Here is a 22,212-nt window from a genome sequence, read left to right on the forward strand (position 1 = left end):
TTTTTTTAAATCCTCAGCACCTGGAGCTTTTCCTAAAACTTCATATTGATTAGACATTATTGAGCTCCCAAATACGCATCTATAACACGTTTATCATTTTTAATTTCATCTGGTGTTCCGTTTGCAAGCATCTTGCCATGAGCTAAACAGTAAATGCTTTCTGCTAGTTGCATGATTACTCTCATGTTATGTTCAATTACCAAGAGAGTAATACCAAAATCTTGATTAACTTTTATTAATCTATCTATGATCCCATTAATTAAAGTTGGATTGATACCAGCTGTTGGCTCATCCAATAATAGCATTTCTGGTTCATTCATTAAAGCCATCGCAAGTTCTAAGAGTTTTTGTTGTCCAAATGATAAATCACCAGCTCTTAATTTTCTCTTCTGATAAAGTCCCACAAAATTAAGTAGATTTTCTGCTTTTTCAGTTAAGTCTTTTGGAATTTTAGAAAATATTTTCAAAATACTTTCGTCACTTCCTTTATGACTTATAAGCATATTATCTACACAATTTAATTTTCCATAAATTCTGGTTTGTTGAAAAGTTCTAAGTAATCCAAGTTTAGCTATTACTGGCACTGGTAATTCAGATACTTCCTTACCATTAAATTTTATAGAACCATTGTCTATAGGATAAGTTCCAACAATAGAATTAAATAGTGTTGTTTTTCCTGAACCATTTGGACCGATAAGTCCAAATATTCTTCCTTTTTCAACTGACATTGAAATATCAACATTAGCTTTTACACCACCAAAAGATTTACTTACATTGTTTACCTCTAAAATACTCATTTCAACTCTACCTGTGCTTTTCTATCCGCCTCATCAATGACCTCGCCAAATCTCTCTGGATATTTTTCTCTTAACCAACCCATAATTCCCTCTGGGAAATAAATTACAATCACTACAATTAAAACCCCTAATGCTACATACTGCCATCCTAAAAAGAATGTCCAAAATCCTTCTTTAAAAATATGAAACACTGTTGCTCCAATTACGGGACCCCATAAAGTTCCTTTTCCACCTAAGATTGCCATTAAGACCATAAACACTCCCATCTCTCTTCCATCAAATGCAACATCTGTTGAGTCTATGTATCCAACTAATCCTCCCATTATTCCTCCAGCTAAACCACAAAAGAAAGCAGAGATCATCCAACCGATGATTTTATATTTCATGGTTTCGATTCCCATAGCTTCTGCTTTATCCTCGTTGTCTCTAATCGCATTTAGTATCAATTTAAATCTAGTAGAGTAAATTGCTCTAACAGTAATAAATGTTAACACAAGGGCACCAAAACTTAGCAGGTAAAAGAATTCTCCCCTTGCCTCTAAACCACCTACATCAGGAAATGGTGGTGTTGTAAATCCTTGTCCTGCTCCAATAATTTCGATACCTCCAGAAATTTCTCCTGCTGCAACTCCTAAACCTAATGTGCATATTGCAAAATAATGACCTCTTAATCCTAATATTGCATAACCAATCAATCCTGCAATTATAGTTGGGATTATTGCTGCAACTACAAGTCCAACTGCCATTCCTTGGAAAAATTGAGCAGGAGTGTGTACAAAGGTTTTTTCTCCACCACTCTCTGTCCATTCCGCTAGAGGGAAAAACATCCCAACCTGAACAGAAGCACATAAATACATGCCTAAACCATAAAATAAAATATTCCCAAAAGTGTTATAACCCATTTCTCCACCTTGAATATTCCAGGTAAGAGCCAGTACTATCAAAACACAAAGTATAGATAGTTGAACTTTAAATGCTGGAAAAATAAAAGGAGCTACTAGACCAAAAATTAAAATTCCAATGTAAAGGATAATATTTTTATTCATAATTTTATGTTGAAAGTTCTTCTTCGTTAATTTTCATAAATGGAAAATGAGACTCTTTATAAAATATATTTTTTGCATGTTTAAGAGAACTAATATCGTTTAATAAACCAGCATACAGGTAAGAAACACCCCACTTTTCCACATAAGTTGTGACTGGAGCAGCACATTTTTTACAAAATGACTTTGTTATAATATTTTTACTACCTCCTGAGTGAGTAAATGTTGATAATTTGCTTTCATCAATCTCCAAAGCATTTTCTCTCAATTGTATAATTGTTATAATTCCACCAAGTTTTTTTCTACAATCTACACAATGACAATTAAATACCCTAGGTTTTTCATCTAGTTTGACTGTAAATTTAATTTCACCACATATGCAACCTCCATCATATTTGATCATTTTTTTTTCAGTCATATTCTTATTTTAAATACTCTCTTTTTCTTGATAACTTAAATCTTCTGTAAACTAAAATTAAAACTAATAATAAAAATACAGCACCAATTCTAAATTCTGTTCCTAAAATATAATCAGCAAATTCCTCAAAAACACCAAGACCCATACCTGACATTGCAACACCTGGGAGATTTCCTAATCCAGCAACAATTACAATCATAAAAGATCTAATTGTATACGGTAACCCCATGTAAGGATGAATTGTAAATGTTATTGATATTAATGCTCCAGCAACACCACAAAGAGCTGCATTAATACCAAAAGTAGCTGCATACACTTTTTCTGTATCTACACCTAAAATTTTTGCAGCTCTTGCATTTTGAGCAGTAGCTCTAATTGCACGACCAAGTTTAGATTTTTTCATATAAATCACTAAACAAATAGCAAATAAAATACTTATAAATGCAGAGAATATTTTTGAATTTGGTAAGACAACATTGCTATCAAATAAAAAAGTAGTCCCATAACCTGAATTAGCTAAAACAACATCTGCCCCAAATGCAAAGTTCATTAGCTGCATAAATAAAATACTAATTCCAAATGTTGCAAGAATTGAGATAAATAAGTCTCTATCAACGACTTTATTAATCACTAATTTGTAAATTCCAACACCAACAAAATACATTATAATGGGTGATACAATTACTCCCCAAGCAGGATGTATCCCATAAAGATACATGAAGTAAGCTATATATCCTCCTAAAATAACTAAATCACCTTGAGCAATATTTATGATATTCATGACCCCCCATTGCAGAGCCATGCCATAAGCAATCAATGCAAATAATACTCCTAAAAGAATTCCATCCAAGCAAGCTTGAATAGTAATCATAGGATATTGGAAAACCATGAAATCCATAATTTGCCTTTTAAAAAAAAATACCCCCTAAAGTTTAGGGGGTATTTAAAGATTTGTAATTATCTTTCAGACCACTTAGGGATTGGGTGAATCAACTTAGCTGAAGCCCACTTCAGTGGAGCTACAACTTTGTTTTCACACTTCCCAGCGCTGTCACACATTACTTGGAAAAGCACCATTGGCTTGTCAACATTTTGACCACCAGGGGCAAACTTAATATTTCCATAGAATGTTTGCATATTAGTAGCTGCTAGAGCATCTCTAACTTTCTTTTGATCGAAAGAGTTTGCTCTCTCAAATGCATCCTTAAACACTAACAATGCTGCAGAAGATTCTGCTGATTGATATGGTGGGTCATATCCAAACTCCTTTTGAAAGTCTGCCGCATAAGTCATACCATCTTTAAAGAAGTTATCTTTATACGTTAATGTTTTATGCCATTGAGAAGCACATAAAGCGTACTGAGAATTTTTACCATGTTGTTTTGATAATTTCGCAGCATCGCAATGAGTCATTGCTAGCATTGGAACATCTACTTTCATTTCAGCTATTTGTCTAATTGCAGTTAATGCACCTTTTGTATGACCTGATACAACAAGAACGTCTGGCTTCATTTGTTTTACTTTGACTAAAGTAGCAGCCATATCATTAAGTTCTTTTGGAAGTTTGTCATCGATTATAATCTCAGATCCAGTTCTTTTAGCTGCATCTAAAATGCCTAATCTTACGTCTTGTGAAAAAGCATCTTGTTCAAATGCTTGTGCAATTCTTACACCTTTTCCACCATTCAACTCAACTGCTGTTTCAATAGCTACATCAAGATATAAATTAGCTGGAGCTAGAACTGCAAATAGATATTTGTAACCTTTTGTAAACAAAGATCTAGAAGCACCATTAGCTTCAACCATTGGTACACCATATTTTTCTGTTACGGGTGCAATTGCTTTTGTTAAACCTGAACTGTATGGTCCAAGCATAAACTCAACACCATCTTGAGAGATTAATCTTTCTGCTAATTGAGCTGCTCTTTTTGGGTTTGACTCATCATCATAATAAATGATTTCAAACTTATAAGTTTTTCCACCAACTTTAACACCACCCATGCTATTAATTCTATCAACAGCCATGTTATAACCGTTTTGAGTATGAACACCATTAGATGAATATTTTCCAGTTAATGAAATAGCAGCACCTAAAACAATTTTATCACCAACTACTTTTGCAAACGAAACAACTGAAGTTGAAAGTAAAATTGCTACTGCAGAAATAAAACTCAAGATTATTTTATTTATTTTCATTTTATTTCCTTCGTTAATTAATTAATTAAAGTCTAATTAAATAAAGAAATGAAATAATTTTCAAGTGGCAAATGTACCGTAATTATTCTTTTAATATTGTTGTGTAACAATAATTATTACGGCTATTAAAACTAAAACACTCGCTGAGATTGTATTAATTGTTTTTGGGTTTGTTTTTATCCAAGTTATTAATTTTTGTGCAAGCATTGCGTAACCAATCAAAGATAAAAAATCTAATATAATATAAGTTGTTATTAAAATAACAAATTGAACAATATAATTTGAATTAAAGTCAATAAACTGTGGAAATACTAAAGGAAAAAACAACCAAGCCTTTGGGCTTGTTCCTGCAACTAAAAAACCATCTTTAAAAAAAGAAAATATACTTTTTGATGAAATAATTTTTGAATTTATGTCTTTAGGTGAAGATTTATAAACATCAAAAGCCAGATAAAATAAATAAATTACACCAATCCACTTAAAAAAATTTAAAAAAGTTGGATTATCAGAAAAAAAACTTCCTAAAACAAATATGACTAAAGTTGCTTGGATAAAATTAGCAGTGATATCTCCTAGCGCCGTCCAAATACAATTTCGAACACCATAATTCATTGAATAAGACACAATTACTATTCTTGGAGTACCAGGAGTGATAAAAAGAAAAATTATGATTTGTAAAAAAAGAATAAAATCTAAAGGGAGCATATAAAAAAAAAGATAGTCCTTAAAAACCGGGAGCTAAAGATGGCTAAGAAGGACTATCTAGATCAATATAGCATATCCCAAAAAAAATGCATTATCGATTTTTTTGAAATATAAAGGATTTATGAAAAAAAAAGGTCACAGGCCAGTTACTCGAGTCAAAAATCCAGAGCCAAATATTGAAAGTCCAGATTGGGTCATCTGGGCAGCCTGGGCTGACAGGATAACTTTTGAGGACATTGAAAAAAAAACTGGTTACCGAGAATCTGATGTTATAAAGATTATGAGGAGAAGTCTTAAACCATCCTCATTTAGATTATGGAGAAAAAGAGTTCACGAAAAAAGTATCAAACATAGAAAAAAATTTGAATATTCCAGAAAACAAATGTCTAGTAAAATTAAAAAAGGTTATTACTTATAAGATATGAAAAAAATTACGATTTATACTGGTCCACTCTGTAATTATTGTGATGCAGCTAAAAGATTATTAACTAGAAACAATGTTGTTTATAATGAAATCAATATTGCAACTGTTGATGGTGCAATTGATGAAATGATCAGGAAAGCTAACGGAAAAAGAACAATTCCACAAATATTTTTTGATGAACAGCACATCGGTGGTTATGATGAAGTTAGGGCATTAGAAAAAGAAAATAAACTCCAAGAACTTTTAAAATAATATTACTTAGGTTTAAAAGTTAAACAGACACCATTATTACAATATCTTTTTCCTGTTGGTTGTGGACCATCATCAAAGATATGACCATGATGTGCATTACAATTCTTACAATGATATTCAGTACGTGCGTAACCTAACAAATAATCAGTTTTTGTTTCAAAAACATCAGGTATCGATTGAAAAAAAGAAGGCCAACCTGATCCACTTTCATATTTTGTGTTAGAATTAAACAATTTTATTCCACAATTAGCACAATGATAACTGCCCTCTCTCTTTTCATTATTAAATTCACTTGTACCTGGTGGTTCAGTTCCATCTTCAAACATTACTAAATGTTGTTCGGCTGATAGATTTGGATTTTTTTTATTCATAAACTAAATCAATTTAGCACATGATTGATGCAAAATAGAGTGTAATTCAACAAGTTTATCAAAATCTTTATTGTATCCACCACCTAAAACACCACAAAGTGGAATTCCTTTTGAGAAAAAATATTCTGTTACAACTTCATCCCTTTCTCTTATTCCATCATCTGAAATTTTTAATTTACCTAAACGATCATTAAAATGAATATCAACACCAGCTATGTAAAAAACATAGTCAAAATTTTCTTCTTTTAATTGATTTAAGTAGAACTTAAGTATTTTAATATACTGTGTGTCTTCTATATTATCTTCAAGTTCAACATCTAGATTGCTAATAGATTTTTTTGCTGGATAATTTGATTTTGAATGCATACTAAAAGTATACACATTTCTATTATCTTTGAATATATCTGCACTACCATTTCCTTGATGAACATCTAAATCGACAATTAAAATTCTTCCTGCTAATCCCCTCTCTAAAAGATAATGAGCAGCTACAGCCACATCATTAAATACGCAATAACCAGCACCACCTTCAAAATTTGCATGATGACTTCCACCAGCTGTATTACAAGCTACACCACTTTTAATTGCAAGTTTAGAAGCTAACACAGTCCCGCCTGTAGCCACTAATGACCTTTGTACAACGCTGTCAACTAATGGAAAACCAATTTTTTTTATAGTCTTTTCATCCAAAGTTTTATTTTTTACATTTTTTATATAGTTTTCTGAATGAGCTTTTTTTAATGTTTCTTCAGAACAGGGATATGGTCTATGAAATTTTTTTACAATTTTTTCTTTTATTAAATAATTAGCAAGTTCTCCAAATTTATTTATTGGAAATTTATGATCATCACCGATTTTAGCAAAATAATCCTCATGATTAACAACAGGTAAATCCATGTTTAGTCTATTACTCTGATAGGCTTGCCATTTACACAAGCTTCTAATGCTTCAATCATTTGATTGTAAAAAATACTATAATTTTCTGCAGTGACATAACCAATATGTGGTGTTAAAAGAGCATTCGACAAAAATCTAAGTTTGTTATTCTCTGGCAGAGGTTCTTTCTCATAAACATCAAGCCCAGCACCAGCAATTTCATTTGTGGATAAAGCTATTATCAAATCATCCTCATTTACAATTGGACCTCTTGAAGTGTTAATTAAGAATGCAGTTTTTTTCATTTTATCTAATTCTTTTAAAGTAATACAATCTTTATATCTTTCACCTCCTTGAACATGGATAGACAAAAAATCTGAATTTGAGATTAAATCATCTTTACTACACGGTAGAACTTCTAATTCTTTACATTTATTTAAATCTAAATTTTCACTCCAAGCCATAACTTGCATTCCAAATGCTTTTCCTATCCTTGCAACTTGTGAACCGACTCTACCAAGACCAATTAAACCTAAAATTTTTCCTTTAAGCTCAACTCCTACAGTTGTTTGCCAGTATCCTTGATACATATTGTCTATTTCCTCTTTGAAGTTTCTCGCTAATCCCAATATCAAAGCCCAAGTTAATTCTGGAGTTGGGTTAATATTTATTTCTGTTCCACAGACTATAATTTTTCTTTTTTTTGCTGCTTCTAAATCAATTGATTTATTTCTCAATCCACTTGTTATTATAAATTTTAATTTAGTTAAATTATCTATTACATTTTTTGTCATTGGTGTTCGTTCTCGCATTATAAGAAGAGCCTCAAAATCAGCTAATTGTTCTAAAACTTGTGCCTCATCAGCAAAAGGTTCACTAAAAATTTTTATTTCATATTTTCCTGAGAGTTTTTCAATATCAACAAACTGTTGAGAAACATTCTGATAATCATCTAAAATCGCAACTTTAAGCATTTTTAATTTCTTTATTTGATAAAAATAAACCTAATATAATTAAAATTGCTCCAATCAAGTGAAAAAATTGAAATTGCTCATTATAAAAGAATATTGCCATTAAAGTGCTAAATAATGGTATCAAAGATAAGAATATTCCAGCTCTATTCGCTCCTATAATAGAAACTGCTCCTGCCCAACAATAATATGAGCCAATACTTGGAAAAATTGCAATATAAATTAAAATATAAAAAAGATTATTGGTTATCTGGACAATTTTTCCTTGTATTAAATCAGAGATAAAAAGTGGTAAGAGAAAAATCAAACCGAATGTACAAATAATATGAATTAAGGTAAGCAATGGCACTTCAAAGTCTCTCTTTTTAAGATAAGCGGAATAAATTCCCCAGGCAATTATTGCTCCTATCATAAATAAATCTCCTCTATTAAAATTTAAAGAGAGTAAAATATGCAAATCAAGTCTAGTGATTATTGCTAGAATTCCTAATACCGAAATTAATAGACCTGAAATTTGAAAAATATTTGTTTTTTCAATTTTTAAGATAAAGCAGACCAAAATAATTGTTACGGGTATCGCAGTATTGAAAAGTGATGCATTGATTACTTGAGTATAATTTAAAGCATTATAAGTGAATGAGGTGAATATACATACACTCGTGGAACCAAGAATGAGAAATAATGAAAAATTTTTTTTAATGATTTTTTTTAATTTAAAAATCTCTTTATATGTAAAGGGAAATAATATTATCCACACCAGGCACCACCTTAAAAATGCAAGTGAATATGGAGGTATATTTTCTAAGTAAGCAAACTTAGCAATTGTGAAGTTTCCAGCCCAAAATAATGTTGCACAAACCAACATTATATAAGCTTTAGAGCTTTGCATATATTAATTAAATCTTGTTGAGCTATAAGGATCTAAATTTAAATTAGTATTTTCTTTAGCTATCATTCCTGAAACAATCTTCCCAGATATTGGACCTAATGTCCATCCCAAATGATGATGACCAAAACAATAAAAAACATTTTTATAATTTTTGGAAGGTCCAATTACAGGTAAAAAATCTGGTAGCGTTGGTCTAAATCCTAACCACTCATCCTCATGTTCTGGGAGATCGCCTAGCATATATTTTGCATTATTTATCAAATTTCTTATTCTTGATTTTGAAAGTGGGTTTTTTAATCCACCAAATTCAACTGTTCCTACTACTCTTAAACCTTGTTCCATCGGCGTGATGCCAAAACCTCTGTTAGAAAAAATCACTGGTCTATTCAACAGATGATCACAATTTTTAAAATGCACATGGTATCCTCTTTCAGTATCAAGAGGTATTTTTTCATTTAAATTATCTGTGAGTTTTTTTGAAAAAGCGCCACAAGCAATTACTACTTTATCGAAAGTATAGCTTTGATCTTGAGTTACAAAAACGGGCTTTTCATTTATAAATTTGATAAATTGAATATTTTTCTTTTTGAAATAACCTCCCTTTTTTAAAAAAAGATCAAAAAACTTTAATAATATTTTTTTTGGATTTCTTGCATGTCTTGCATAAGGATAATATACCCCTGCATGATAAAAAGGTTTTATATTTGGTTCTAAATCATGGATTTCATTTTTATTTACTAGCTGTTGTTTTACTCCCAGTTCATCTCTAACTTTAATTTCTAATTCTCTACTTTTTAGATCTTTATCATTCCAAATATATAAAATTCCTTTATTTTCAACTAAGCCTTCTAACTGAATTTCATCAAACAATTCGTCATAAGCTGGCAAAGCTAAATCTAAAATTTGATGCATATTTTTAGCAGTATGCATCATTTTTTCTTTGCTAGTATTAAAAATAAATTTAAAAAACCAAGGCAACATTTTTGGCACATAATTCCATTTTAATGCCAGAGGTCCTGTTGAACTTAGTAACATTGCTGGAACATCAGCAAGTATATCAGTTCTATTCAATGATAAAGATGCGTAAGGTGAAAAATGACCAGCATTACCATAAGATGCCACTGGACTTCCAGGCTCTTCTCTGTCAAACAAAGTTACCTTAAATCCTTTTTTTTGTAAAAATAAAGCGTTGGAAATACCTTGTATTCCAGCTCCAATAATTCCAATATTAATCTTATTGTTCATAAAAAATTATAATGCTTTTTTCATAAAATATTTAAGCGACAAATTATACTTAAGCTATTGATTGGTCACTATGAATTTTTGCACTCATCACTATTCCAAAACCTATCATGGTTGCCAACATAGAGGACCCTCCATAAGACATTATGGGCAACGGAGAACCAACGATTGGTAATAGTCCTAAAACCATGCTCATATTAATGACAATATAAACAAACATGGATACACCAAAACTATAACAAAATAGTTTTGCAAAATAACTTCTGGATAAAGCTCCTATTTTTATAATTCTATAAATAATAACTGCGTACAATAACAATAAAAATACAGACCCTACAAAACCAAATTCTTCTGAAAAAAGTGTGAAAATAAAATCAGTATGTTTTTCAGGTAAAAATTCAAGGTAACTTTGTGTTCCTTTTAAATACCCTTTTCCAAATAGACCGCCTGAGCCAACTGCTATTTTTGACTGAATTATCTGATAACCAGCACCCAAAGGATCTCTGTCTGGATTTAAAAAAGTTAATACTCTCAATTTTTGATAAGGTTTTAAGAAAGATATAATAAAAGGTAGAGATAAAACTGATATTAAAATTGAATAAAAAAAATATTTATTATTTAAACCCGCAAACCACAAAACTATAATTCCACTAATTGAAATTAACAATGAGGTTCCTAAATCGGGCTGTATGATAACTAAACTCATTGGTAAAAATATTATTATCAAAGATATGATTACAGAATAAAATGAATTAACAGTTTCTAGTCTTTTCCTGTGAAAAAATTTAGCTAAACAAAGAATGATAAATATTTTCATTAATTCAGAGGGCTGAATATTTATATAATATAAATTAATCCATCTTTGAGAGCCAGAAGCCGTGATACCAAAATTAATTGTCCAGATCAGCATGACAATAATTACTAGATATCCCAAATAACCTAATGAAAACCAAAACCTAATGTTTAGAAAGGATATTGCTAACATTAAAAATGTAAAAATTACAAACTTTGTAAAATGACTTTTTGTATGAAAAAGAATTTCTCCTCCATCAGTAGAATACATTGTAGCAAGACTAATAAAGCCAAGTAGTAAAATTGATACAAATAAGATTAGATCTATATTCTTTATTTTACTTAAAAAATTATTTTTGTTCTCTAATTTACTTTTTAAATACATTTAAATGTTTAAATATTTTTTTGTTTCAAAGTTTTTTCTTATCTCAAATCTATCAATAATTTTTTTAAATAAAGGTTTAGCAAGCGGGGCAGCAACAGAGCCCCCAGATCCACCATGTTCTATCAAAATACTTAGGGCATATCTTGGATTTTTATAAGGACCAAATGCTACGTATAAAGCATGATCTCTTTCCTCATAGGGTATTTCGGAAGTTTTAAGATCTAACTCTCTATCTTTTTCGGTAATTCTTTTAACTTGTGCAGTTCCAGTTTTTCCAGCAAATTGATATTTTGGATCATCAATACGAGATTTGTAAGAAGTACCTCTAATTTCATTAGTAGAGCTAAACATCGCCTCTTGAATAAAAAAAACATTTTGTTGATTTCTAACAAGAGAGATAAATTTATCTTCTTTACTATTTACAGTATCTAAAAGTAATGTTGGATAAATTTTATGTCCACCATTAGCTATTTGTGCAGTCATTAAACAAAGTTGTACTGGTGTAGTTTGAATATATCCTTGACCTATTCCGGTAATAATAGTCTCACCTAATAACCAATTTCTACCAAGTGTATTTTTTTTCCAAAAAGTACTTGGTACCAAACCATTTTTTTCATTTTCAAATAAATCTCCAAAAACTTTATTTCCTAAACCAAATTTTTTCGCAGTTTCACTTAATTTATCAACTCCAAGCTTTCTAGCTATTTCATAAAAATATGTATCACATGATTGTTTCATTGCTTCTCTCATGTTGACATATCCATGACCTTCTTTTTTCCAGCAATGATATGTTTGTCCATACAATTCAAGTGGATGCTTATGTCCCTTACAGTTTACTGTAAATTTTGGATTAACAATGTCATTCTCAAGTGCAGATAATGCTACTATTGGTTTTATTGTTGATCCTGGAGAATAATTTCCAGCAATAGACTTATTAATCAATGGTTTCATGGGGTTATTTCTTATTAGTTGCCAATCGTCTAAACTTATACCAAATACAAATTTATTAGGATCAAATGAAGGAGATGAATGCATTGCTATTATATGGCCTGTAAAAATATCCATTACACAAATAGACCCTGATTTATCAATTAACAAATCATTTGCTAATTTTTGTATCTCCGTATCAACAGTCAATTGAATTGTTTTACCTGTATCTCCTTGTTGAAAAGCTAATTGGCTTATTCTTCTACCGTATGCGTTGACCTCATATCTCTCAATAGAGTTGTTTCCTATTAAATCATTTTCAAATGTTTTTTCTAAACCAATCTTTCCTACTTTAAGTCCCTGAACAAATCTTTCTTTTACTGTGTCACTAGTTAAAATATCCTTTTCATTAGCTTGACTTACATAGCCTAGAATATGAGTATAATTTTCATTATATGGATAGCTTCTTGAAATAGAAATAATTGGCTTTACTCCATTTAGGTCATATAAATTATTATTTATTTTTGAAAAATTTTCCCAACTTAAATTATCTGCAACAATAAGTGTTTCCCATGGTTTAATCTCTTTTTTTCTTTTAATAATTCTTTGAAATTGCTTATCTGACAATTCTAAAATAGTTTTAATTCGATTCATAGTATAATTGAAATTTTCCACCTGCTCAGGTATCAAATGAAGCTGATAAGCCTCAAAGTTTCCTGCAATTGTATTTCCAAAATAATCTTTAAAATCTCCTCTTATTGGAGGAAGTTTCCATTCTCTTATCCTATTCTTATCTGAAAGGGTTAAATATTTCTTATTTTCTTTTACCTGTAAAAAAAATAATCTACTAATTATACCTCCTAATATTATTACTTTAGCAGTTGCTAAAATAAACATTCTTCTATTGATAGAATTGAATTTAGTTACATTATCGCTTTGATTAATCATTAATCATCCTAAAATAATAATTTAATATAAACGATGCAGGTATGTAAAATAAAAAAGTAAATAAGTTATTAATGATGTAAAACATAATATCTAAATCATATGAAAAAAATAAAAATAAAATTGAGTAATTAATTGAATTAATTAAACTAATAACGAATAGGAAATAAAACCAATCTTTTATTAAATGGGGTCTAATAGTTATATTTCTTAAATAAGATGCAAAAATACAAACGACTATGTAAGAAAATGAACTTATACCTAAAGGTAACCCTACAACTGTATCATTTATTAAACCAGCCAAAAAAACAAGCAAATGGTCAAATTTATTATATTCTTTCAAAGCAAAGTAAAAAATAAGTATGAAAGGAAAATTGAAAGAAAAATAATCAATATTTAAATAATTAAAATCAAATTCATTCAGCACTGAAATATACAAAGCCAAAATTGGTAACCACTTATATAGTTTATAAATATAATTATTTTTTTCAAATTTGATCATTAAATCTTGCCTTTTCTTAATATGCAGTTTCTATACTCCTCAGTACCTACTTTGTATCCTTTGCCAAAAGCTGTTTTTTTACATTTCGAACTATAAATTAAATTTAATCTTAAAAATTCAAGCTCTTTTTGGTCTATCTGATTCTGATTTATTAAATTTTTTTGACTCTTAATTTTTTTTTCTAAACTTAAAATTTTACTATTAAAATCATTTAATTGAGACTTCAAAGTTTTATTTTCCTCAAGAAATTTATTATTAGTTTGGTTCAATATTTCTAGTTCCTCGGAAAGCAGATCTAATTTTATTTTTTCTGTATTATTTATTGCCGCTTCAGTTAATTCTTTGTTTTCGTTGAAATTAGAGGCATTTTCTCTATCGTATTTTTGCTCAATCTCAGCAAAAACATATTTTAATTGTTCGAAATCACTATAAAAATTTATATAAAATTTTCCACTTGTGTTAGTAATTTTTCCTACTGGAATTCCACTTTTAAAGAGTGATCCAGTTCCAGATGTATAAGCTATGCTTTGGTCTTTAACATCCTCGATTAAGTTATCTTTTATGTATCTTATTTCACCAATATTTTTACCGTCACCAACTATAATTGCCTGTATATTACCAGGTGTAATTGAAATTGGCACACTTGAATTCAAATCTGATAATAATAATACTCTTGAGGATTTATAGTTCACTTCAATTACTCTACCAATTAAATAGTTTTTATCGTAAATATTTGTTCCTATTTTGATGTTATCAAAACTTCCTTTATTAATAATAATTGTTTTTAAAAAAGGACTATCGTGATCAACAATAACCTTTGCTAAAATTTTATTTGTAGAAAATCTGTAATCTTCAATTAGATTTTTTAATTCTTTGTTTTCACTTATAATGATTTCATTAGATATATTTTCAGACCTTAAATTTTCTAATTCTTCTTTGTCTAATTTATATTTTTTATAAAAACTTGAGTACTCTATTATTGATAAGTAAGAATTCAATATAAAATTTTCTGGGACAGAAACAATGAATGAAGCTCTATAGACGCCTTCATTTAAAAATGATCTTAATATATTTATAAATTTAAAATTAAAACTTGATAATACAATTATAAAAATTGATAAAAAAACTAATGTTAATAAAGAAAATTTCTGTTTTGTAGTTTTTTTTAAAAAAGCAGACCTGATTGCAATTATGAAATCATCTCTGCTAGTGGCCATTATTACTAATACTCAGTCAGCATAGTAGAAAAAGTTTGCTCTTGATCCAGGGCTTTTCCAGTGCCTATAGCAACACAAGATAGTGGATCCTCTGCAATATGAACTGGTAAACCTGTCTCCTTAGAAAATCTTTTATCAATGTTTTTTAATAAAGCTCCACCGCCAGTTAAAGTTAATCCCATGTCAACTAAATCGGCTGATAGCTCTGGTGGTGTTGCCTCTAATGCATCTTTTATTCCATCAACCATTTCTTTAAGAATATCATTCAAAGCTTCTGCTGTATCTTCCTCAGTTATATTCACTTCCTTAGGAGTACCTGATCTTAAATCTCTACCTTTTACTGGATAAGTATTATCATTTGTTGGAATAGCTGTACCAATTTCTTTTTTAATTTTTTCTGCCGTACTATCTCCTATCATCAAATTATATTCTTTTCTCATATAATTTACCAAAGCATAATCCATAGCATCACCTGCAACTCTCAGTGATCTTGAATATACTAAGCCACCTAAAGACATAACTGCTATTTCACTTGTACCGCCCCCAATATCTACTACCATAGAACCTGTTGCCTCTGAAATAGGAAGACCAGCTCCTATTGCTGCTGCAATTGGTTCCTCAATAAGTTGGACTCTTCTAGCTCCTGCAGCAAGAGCACTATCTTGAATAGCTTTTCTTTCAACAGGTGTTGAGCCAGTCGGTACACAAATTAAAATTCTAGGATTTGCAAATGTGCTTCCTTTATGCACTTTTTTTATAAAATGTTTTATCATTTCCTCGGTAACTATGAAGTCTGCTATTACTCCGTCTCTCAATGGTCTAATGGCACTTATGTTTCCTGGTGTTCTACCAAGCATAGTTTTTGCTTCGTCACCAACAGCTAAAACCTGTTTTTTGCCTTGTTGATCTACTATTGCAACTACCGAAGGTTCATTTAAGACAACTCCCTGACCTTTTACAACTACTAATGTATTTGCAGTGCCTAAATCAATTGCCATGTCTTGGCTCCAAATTTTTTTAACTCTATCAAATAATCCCATTTTATATTCCTCTTACTTTTTGTTCTTCTTGCTCCATGGGAGCAGTTTTTTCTCTCTTAATTATCATCTTATTTAAAGCGCCCAAGTACGCGTTTGCAGATGCAACTAATGTATCAGTATCTGCTGCTTGACCAACTGTAGTTTTACCATTTTCCTCAATACGAACACTTACAGTTGCTTGCGCATCAGTTCCTTCGGTAACAGCATGAACTTGATACAATTGAAGTTTAACATCATGAGGGTATAAACGTTTAATGCATTTGAATATTGCATCAACAGGCCCATCCCCTGTTTCAGTTGCTGATTTAATCTGTCCGTCCACATCTAGCGTCATTTCTGCTTTTTGTGGTTCTCCTGTTCCAGCAAAAACTTTTAATGATTTTAATGTAATGCTATTAGCTTTATTATCAATCACTAAACTATCATCAACAATAGCGATCATATCTTCATCATAGATATGTTTTTTTTTGTCAGCTAAAATTTTGAATTTTCCAAACGCGTTTTCAATTATGTCATCAGTCAGATCTGCATAACCAAGACTTATTAATTTATCTTTAAATGCATGTCGCCCTGAATGTTTACCCATAACAAGTGAAGTTTGTTTTACTCCCACACTTTCTGGAGTCATTATTTCATAAGTATTTCTATTTTTTAACATACCATCTTGGTGTATCCCAGATTCATGTGCAAATGCATTTTTTCCTACTACAGCTTTATTAAACTGCACTGGAAATCCAGTGACGTTTGAAACAAGTTTAGAGGCTTTACTTAAAAGTTTTGTATTAATTCCAGTTTCATATGGCATTAAATCATTCCTAGTTCTGATGGCCATTACAACTTCCTCTAAAGCAGCATTTCCGGCTCTTTCTCCAATGCCATTAATGGTACACTCTATTTGTCTAGCACCAGCCTGAACCCCAGCTAATGAATTAGCTACTGCTAAACCTAAATCATTATGACAGTGAGTAGATAAAATTGCTTTGTCAATGTTTGGAACTTTATTTAATAATGTTTCTATAATTTTAGTAAATTCTAAAGGAACAGTGTAGCCAACTGTATCAGGAATATTAATTGTTTTTGCACCAGACTTAATAGCTAATTCAACTGTTTTACACATGTAATCCATATCAGTTCTGGTTCCATCTTCGCAAGACCATTCAACATCATCTGTTAAGTTTCTTGCGTATGTAACATGTTCTTTAATTGAGTCATAAACCTGTTCAGGAGTTTTATTAAGTTTATGTTTCATGTGCAGCGGACTTGTAGAAATAAAAGTGTGGATTCTAAATCTTGGAGCATGTTTCAAAGCTTCATAACAACGATCAATATCTTTTTTTGAATGACGAGATAAACCACAAGGTATAGATTTTTTTAAAACTTTACTTATTGAGGAGACAGCCTCAAAATCACCAGGTGAAGCTATTGGAAAGCCTGCTTCAATAATATCAATTCCAAGTTCATCAAAAACTCGAGCTATCTGAATTTTTTCCTCAAGACTCATTGATGCTCCTGGAGATTGCTCACCATCTCTCATCGTTGTATCAAATATAAAAACTTTATCTTTATCGGCCATAAATAGTATTTTTTACATTGGCCATAATACAATCTATAATAGAGATTGCAAAATATTTGTTAAAACAACGGTATTTTTAACTCTTGTCGCTATCAACTAACTTTTTCTTACCTATCCATGGCATCATAGCTCTAAGCTCAGCACCTACTTTTTCAACAGGATGTTCTGCTAATTTTGCTCTTGTTGCTAAGAAGTTTTTTTGACCATTCTTACATTCATTCATCCAATCTTTAGTAAACTTTCCCGACTGTATTTCGGATAGAACCTCTTTCATTCTTTTTTTTGTTTCTTCTTTATTAATAATTTTTGGACCAGATTGATACTCTCCATACTCAGCTGTATTGGAGATAGAATAATTCATATTCGCAATTCCTCCCTCGTATATAAGATCTACAATTAATTTTACTTCATGAACTGTTTCAAAGTATGCCATTTCAGGTTCATATCCTGCCTCAACTAGTGTTTCATAACCATTTTTCATTAACTCAACTAAACCACCACATAAAACAGTTTGTTCACCAAATAAGTCTGTTTCAACTTCATCTTTAAATGTTGTTTCAATAATACCAGATCTTCCTCCGCCAATTGCTGATGCATAGGACATCGCCAAATCTCTTGCTTTTCCTGAGCCGTTCTGATGAACAGCAAACAAACATGGAACTCCACCACCTTTCTCAAATTCACTTCTAACTAAATGTCCAGGACCTTTGGGTGCAACCATAAATACATCTAAATCATTTCTTGCTTTGATTAAATCATAATGAACATTTAATCCATGAGCAAATGCAATGCTTGTTCCCTCTTTAGCTCTTTGTTCAATATGGTTTTTATAAATTTGAGCTTGCAGTTCATCAGGAGTTAATATCATAACTACATCTGCCCAAGCAGCTGCATCAGATAAATTCATTACTTTTAAACCTTTTGATTCTGCTTTTGCAATGCTTGAAGAGCCATCTCTTAAAGCTACAACAACTTCTTTAACACCACTATCTTTTAAATTTAAAGCATGAGCATGTCCTTGACTGCCATAGCCAAAAATTGCAATTTTTTTATCTTTTATAAGATTTACATCAGTATCTTTTTCATAAAACATTTTCATTATTGTTCTCCTTTATCATTTTTAGCTAAAAATTTCTGCACCTCTTGTCATAGCAATTGCCCCTGTCCTAGAGGTACTTATTAGACCTAGGGGTTTTAAGTTTAAATTCATCTTATCTATATCTCTTCTTAGAGCAGTAATCTGAATTACCATAGATTTTTTTGTTTTATCAATAATCACTGGATTAAATTTATTACAAGCTTTTAAACATTTTTGTATTTTATTTTTTGGTCCAACAATCTTTAATAAGGCCATTTCTTTAAAAATTACATTTTTATCCTCTCTTTTGAAATTAGCTACTTTATGAACTGGAACTAATTTTTTTAATTGTAACTTAATTTGATCAATCACTTGTGGTGTTCCTGTAGTTACAATAGTTATTCGAGAAATATTTTTTTTTGCATCAACTTCTGCGACAGCTAAAGACTCAATATTATAGCCCCTGCCTGAAAATAAACCTACAACTCTAGCTAAAACTCCAGCTTCGTTATCTACCCAGACAACAAATATATGAGTATCTATTTTTCCTTTTTTTGTAGGTGTACTGTAAGCTGATTTAGATTTTACCATTAAACTAAAGACTTTCCTTTACCTGTAATTTTTTTATTTTCTTGATCTGTGGGTCCTAAAATCATTTGGTTATGTGGTTTTCCTGAAGGTATCATAGGAAAACAATTTTCATCTGGATCAACTTGGCAATCAAATATCACAGGACCATTATGGTTTAACATTTCTTGAATTTTCTCATCCAGTTCATTTGGATTTTTAGCTTTAATTCCTTTACATCCATAAGCCTCAGCTAATCTTACAAAGTCCGGCAATGCCGCAGAATAACTCTCTGAATAATTTTTTTCATGAAGAAGTTCTTGCCATTGTCTAACCATCCCCATGTATTGGTTGTTCAATATAAAAATTTTAATTGGCAAATTATACTGAACTGCTGTGGACATCTCTTGCATTGTCATTAAAACAGATGCCTCACCAGCAATATCAATTACAAGTTTATCAGGATGAGCAATTTGAACTCCAACCGCAGCTGGTAGACCATAACCCATTGTTCCAAGTCCTCCAGATGTCATCCATCTATTAGGTTTATTAAATTTATAGTGTTGTGCAGCCCACATCTGATGCTGACCTACTTCTGTTGTAATAAAAGTATCTTGATTTTTTGTTAATTCATAAAGTCTTTTTACAGCATGCTGAGGTTTAATTCTTTGATTGCTGTTAACGAAACCTAATGAGTCTTTTGTTCTCCATTTTTGAATTTGCTCCCACCAATTTGATACATTCTGTTTGTTTGATGTTTTCAATCCATTTTGTTTTTTATTTAATTTTTTAATTGCTGCTTTAAGAACCTCATTAACATCGCCAACTATCGCTAAGTCCACTTTGATAATCTTATTTATTGAGGAAGGATCTATATCGATGTGTACTTTTTTTGATTTGGGTGAGAACTCATCGATCTTACCTGTAATCCTATCATCAAATCTTGCTCCAATATTAATTAATAAATCACAATCATGCATAGCGTTATTTGCTTCGTAAGTTCCATGCATTCCAAGCATTCCTATAAACTGATTATCATCTCCTGGAAATGCTCCAAGGCCTTGTAGAGTAGATGTAATTGGAAAACCAATAAGTCTAACAAATTCTCTTAGTGATTCACTCGCTTTAGGTCCTGAATTAATAACACCGCCACCACTGTAAATAATTGGTTTCTTTGCTTTTGATATTAAATTAATCAGTTCATCTATTTCTTTTTGAGAAAATTTATTATGTACTTTAGTCTGAGCTTTCTTTTTATTATTAAATTTAAAATAATTAGTTTTTGCAAATTGAATGTCTTTGGGTATATCAATTAAAACTGGTCCAGGTCTTCCTGTTGTTGCAACTTTAAAAGCATCATGAATAATTCTTGATAAATCTTTAATATCTTTAACTAACCAATTATGTTTTGTACATGGTCTAGTGATTCCAGTGGTGTCACATTCTTGAAATGCATCTGTGCCAATTAAATGTGTTGGAACCTGACCAGAAATACAAACTAGAGGAATTGAGTCCATGTATGCGTCTGTAAGAGCTGTAACCACATTAGTCGCGCCAGGCCCTGATGTAACTAAAACTACTCCTGGTTTTCCTGATGACCTTGCATAGCCCTCAGCTGCATGACCTGCACCTTGTTCATGACGAACAAGAATATGTTTTACTGTTTCATGATTTTTTAATTCATCATAAATAGGCAAAACTGCGCCACCTGGATACCCAAAAATAAATTCCACATCTTGATCTTCAAGACATTTAAATACGATTTCTGCTCCTGTTAATAATTTTGGCATTTCGCAATCTAGCTGAAGTTGTGCTGATTGGTCAAGTTTAACTACATAATAATTAAATATTTTTTAAAAAATTATTTAACTGTTTTGGATTAATTTTTTTCCATGTCTTCATATGCCCTCTCGCCCACGTCATTTGTCTTTTAGCATATTGTCTTGTCTTTATTGATATTTTGTCGACTAGTAGCTCTTTGTTCTCCATTTTTTTAAGAAATTCTTTGATTTCATTGACGCCTATAGCTTTTGAAATGCTTTTGTTTTTTGCAATATTAAGTTTAAAAAACCTTTTTACCTCTTGAATTACTCCCATTTCTAACATTAGTCTTGTTCTAATCTGAATTCTTTTAATTAACATTTGGCGAGGGTAATTTATAATTATTTTGTGAAAATCTTTATTCTTGTAAATAGACTTAGTGCCTTTATACCACTCCAAAATTGATTTTTTTGTAAACATCATTACCTCGTAAGCTCGAATAGATCTTTGAGTATCTGTAGGATTTATTAAGCTCGCTGAGAGGGGATCAATTTTCTGAAGCTTTTTAAAAAATTTTTTTTGACCCTCTTTTTTTTGGATTTTTCTAATCTTATTTCTTAATGTTAAAGGGATTAATGGAATATCAACTAATCCCTCAGTTAAAGCCTTAAAATATAAACCTGTACCTCCAACTAAGATTGGAACTTTTTTCCTACTCTTTATTTCTTTTATCTTTTTATTTGCTAATTTTAGCCAATTTCCAGTTGAAAATATTTTGTTAGGGTTTTGAAAGCCATAGAGATGATGTCGAATATTTTTATAGTCTTTTTTTAAGGGTCTAGAAGTCAAAATCTTAAGGTCCTTGTATACCTGCATGCTGTCTGCATTAATTATTTCACCAGAAATTTTTTTTGCTAATTTAATCGCAAACTCAGATTTTCCAGAAGCGGTGGGACCATAAATCAAAATAATCTTGGATCTTAAATCCATGTTTATTTTAATTTAACACCAATGTATCTTCTCTGATTTTGGCTGTTAAATATTACAAACAATATAGTTTTTTGATTTGTTTTAAGAACATCATCAACTATTTCTATTAAATCTTTGTCAGAATTAATTTTCTTTTTTTGAGCCTCAATAATTATGCTATTCAATTCAATAGAATTTAATAAAGGACTATCATTTTCAATATTTGTAATTACTAATCCTCTAGTTTGATTAGGCAAATTTCTTTGTCTTAT

At 30.6% G+C, this 22,212-nt stretch carries 23 protein-coding genes and 1 pseudogene; 2 read left to right on the forward strand and 22 right to left on the reverse strand.

Going from position 1 to position 22,212, the window contains the following annotated elements; translation table 11 throughout:
• Positions 1-56: 56 nt before the first annotated feature.
• From AMN95_RS01195 to AMN95_RS01220, 6 genes are all read right to left on the reverse strand, one after another.
• Positions 57-797: an ABC transporter ATP-binding protein gene (locus AMN95_RS01195; protein ID WP_075522185.1), complete on the reverse strand. Its 741-nt coding sequence runs from the start codon at positions 795-797 to the stop codon at positions 57-59.
• Complete coding sequence (locus tag AMN95_RS01200) at positions 794-1,843, reverse strand: branched-chain amino acid ABC transporter permease (protein ID WP_075522186.1); 1,050 nt, start codon at positions 1,841-1,843, stop codon at positions 794-796. Before AMN95_RS01200 ends, AMN95_RS01195 begins: the two co-directional genes overlap by 4 nt.
• Positions 1,844-1,847: 4 nt before the next feature.
• Complete coding sequence (locus AMN95_RS01205) at positions 1,848-2,258, reverse strand: GFA family protein (protein WP_075522187.1); 411 nt, start codon at positions 2,256-2,258, stop codon at positions 1,848-1,850.
• Between the two features lie 4 nt (positions 2,259-2,262).
• On the reverse strand, positions 2,263-3,156 hold the full coding sequence (locus AMN95_RS01210) for a branched-chain amino acid ABC transporter permease (RefSeq protein ID WP_075522188.1): 894 nt from the start codon (positions 3,154-3,156) through the stop codon (positions 2,263-2,265).
• 59 nt (positions 3,157-3,215) lie between these two features.
• Entirely contained in the window at positions 3,216-4,454 is a 1,239-nt protein-coding gene (locus tag AMN95_RS01215; RefSeq protein ID WP_075522189.1) for an amino acid ABC transporter substrate-binding protein, read from the reverse strand.
• 90 nt (positions 4,455-4,544) lie between these two features.
• Positions 4,545-5,159, reverse strand: coding sequence for a LysE family translocator (locus AMN95_RS01220; protein ID WP_075522190.1), 615 nt, complete (start codon positions 5,157-5,159; stop codon positions 4,545-4,547).
• Positions 5,160-5,280: 121 nt separating this feature from the next.
• Between AMN95_RS01220 and AMN95_RS01225 the strand changes: the two genes are divergently transcribed.
• On the forward strand, positions 5,281-5,577 hold the full coding sequence (locus tag AMN95_RS01225) for a TIGR03643 family protein (protein WP_075522191.1): 297 nt from the start codon (positions 5,281-5,283) through the stop codon (positions 5,575-5,577).
• A 3-nt stretch (positions 5,578-5,580) separates the two neighbouring features.
• Positions 5,581-5,835, forward strand: a complete 255-nt coding sequence (gene grxC, locus AMN95_RS01230; RefSeq protein ID WP_075522192.1) for a glutaredoxin 3 — start codon at positions 5,581-5,583, stop codon at positions 5,833-5,835.
• 2 nt (positions 5,836-5,837) lie between these two features.
• On the opposite strand, the gene msrB is transcribed toward grxC, so the two are convergent.
• From msrB to AMN95_RS01310, 16 genes and pseudogenes are all read right to left on the reverse strand, one after another.
• Entirely contained in the window at positions 5,838-6,206 is a 369-nt protein-coding gene (gene msrB, locus AMN95_RS01235; protein ID WP_075522193.1) for a peptide-methionine (R)-S-oxide reductase MsrB, read from the reverse strand.
• A 3-nt stretch (positions 6,207-6,209) separates the two neighbouring features.
• Positions 6,210-7,103 (reverse strand): histone deacetylase family protein, encoded by an 894-nt coding sequence (locus AMN95_RS01240; RefSeq protein ID WP_075522194.1) that lies wholly within the window; start codon positions 7,101-7,103, stop codon positions 6,210-6,212.
• Positions 7,104-7,105: 2 nt separating this feature from the next.
• Complete coding sequence (locus AMN95_RS01245; RefSeq protein ID WP_075522195.1) at positions 7,106-8,056, reverse strand: D-2-hydroxyacid dehydrogenase family protein; 951 nt, start codon at positions 8,054-8,056, stop codon at positions 7,106-7,108.
• Positions 8,049-8,942, reverse strand: a complete 894-nt coding sequence (locus AMN95_RS01250) for a DMT family transporter (RefSeq protein WP_075522196.1) — start codon at positions 8,940-8,942, stop codon at positions 8,049-8,051. The genes AMN95_RS01245 and AMN95_RS01250 overlap by 8 nt, the downstream gene beginning before the upstream one ends.
• A 3-nt stretch (positions 8,943-8,945) precedes the next feature.
• Positions 8,946-10,187, reverse strand: a complete 1,242-nt coding sequence (locus tag AMN95_RS01255) for an NAD(P)/FAD-dependent oxidoreductase (protein WP_075522197.1) — start codon at positions 10,185-10,187, stop codon at positions 8,946-8,948.
• 49 nt (positions 10,188-10,236) lie between these two features.
• Positions 10,237-11,361 carry a rod shape-determining protein RodA gene (gene rodA, locus AMN95_RS01260; RefSeq protein ID WP_075522198.1) on the reverse strand — a complete coding sequence of 375 codons (1,125 nt, stop codon included), beginning with the start codon at positions 11,359-11,361 and terminating at the stop codon, positions 10,237-10,239.
• Positions 11,362-13,236, reverse strand: coding sequence for a penicillin-binding protein 2 (mrdA, locus tag AMN95_RS01265; protein WP_075522199.1), 1,875 nt, complete (start codon positions 13,234-13,236; stop codon positions 11,362-11,364).
• Positions 13,229-13,735: a hypothetical protein gene (locus AMN95_RS01270; RefSeq protein ID WP_075522200.1), complete on the reverse strand. Its 507-nt coding sequence runs from the start codon at positions 13,733-13,735 to the stop codon at positions 13,229-13,231. Before AMN95_RS01270 ends, mrdA begins: the two co-directional genes overlap by 8 nt.
• Positions 13,735-14,952, reverse strand: a complete 1,218-nt coding sequence (mreC, locus tag AMN95_RS01275) for a rod shape-determining protein MreC (protein ID WP_075522201.1) — start codon at positions 14,950-14,952, stop codon at positions 13,735-13,737. Before mreC ends, AMN95_RS01270 begins: the two co-directional genes overlap by 1 nt.
• Before the next feature lie 5 nt (positions 14,953-14,957).
• Positions 14,958-15,992: a rod shape-determining protein gene (locus AMN95_RS01280; protein WP_075522202.1), complete on the reverse strand. Its 1,035-nt coding sequence runs from the start codon at positions 15,990-15,992 to the stop codon at positions 14,958-14,960.
• Between the two features lies 1 nt (position 15,993).
• Complete coding sequence (locus tag AMN95_RS01285; RefSeq protein ID WP_075522203.1) at positions 15,994-17,565, reverse strand: 2-isopropylmalate synthase; 1,572 nt, start codon at positions 17,563-17,565, stop codon at positions 15,994-15,996.
• A gap of 76 nt (positions 17,566-17,641) precedes the next feature.
• Positions 17,642-18,664, reverse strand: coding sequence for a ketol-acid reductoisomerase (gene ilvC / locus AMN95_RS01290; RefSeq protein WP_075522204.1), 1,023 nt, complete (start codon positions 18,662-18,664; stop codon positions 17,642-17,644).
• A gap of 21 nt (positions 18,665-18,685) precedes the next feature.
• Positions 18,686-19,234, reverse strand: coding sequence for an acetolactate synthase small subunit (gene ilvN, locus AMN95_RS01295; protein WP_075522205.1), 549 nt, complete (start codon positions 19,232-19,234; stop codon positions 18,686-18,688).
• A complete protein-coding gene (locus AMN95_RS01300) occupies positions 19,234-21,000 on the reverse strand; it encodes an acetolactate synthase 3 large subunit (protein WP_075522206.1) in 1,767 nt (588 codons plus the stop codon). Before AMN95_RS01300 ends, ilvN begins: the two co-directional genes overlap by 1 nt.
• Before the next feature lie 52 nt (positions 21,001-21,052).
• Complete coding sequence (miaA, locus tag AMN95_RS01305) at positions 21,053-21,961, reverse strand: tRNA (adenosine(37)-N6)-dimethylallyltransferase MiaA (protein WP_075522207.1); 909 nt, start codon at positions 21,959-21,961, stop codon at positions 21,053-21,055.
• A 2-nt stretch (positions 21,962-21,963) separates the two neighbouring features.
• Positions 21,964-22,212, reverse strand: a pseudogene (locus tag AMN95_RS01310) (serine protease); the annotation flags it as partial.

The sequence above is a fragment of the Candidatus Pelagibacter communis genome (assembly GCF_001180185.1).
GTDB lineage: Bacteria > Pseudomonadota > Alphaproteobacteria > Pelagibacterales > Pelagibacteraceae > Pelagibacter > Pelagibacter ubique_F.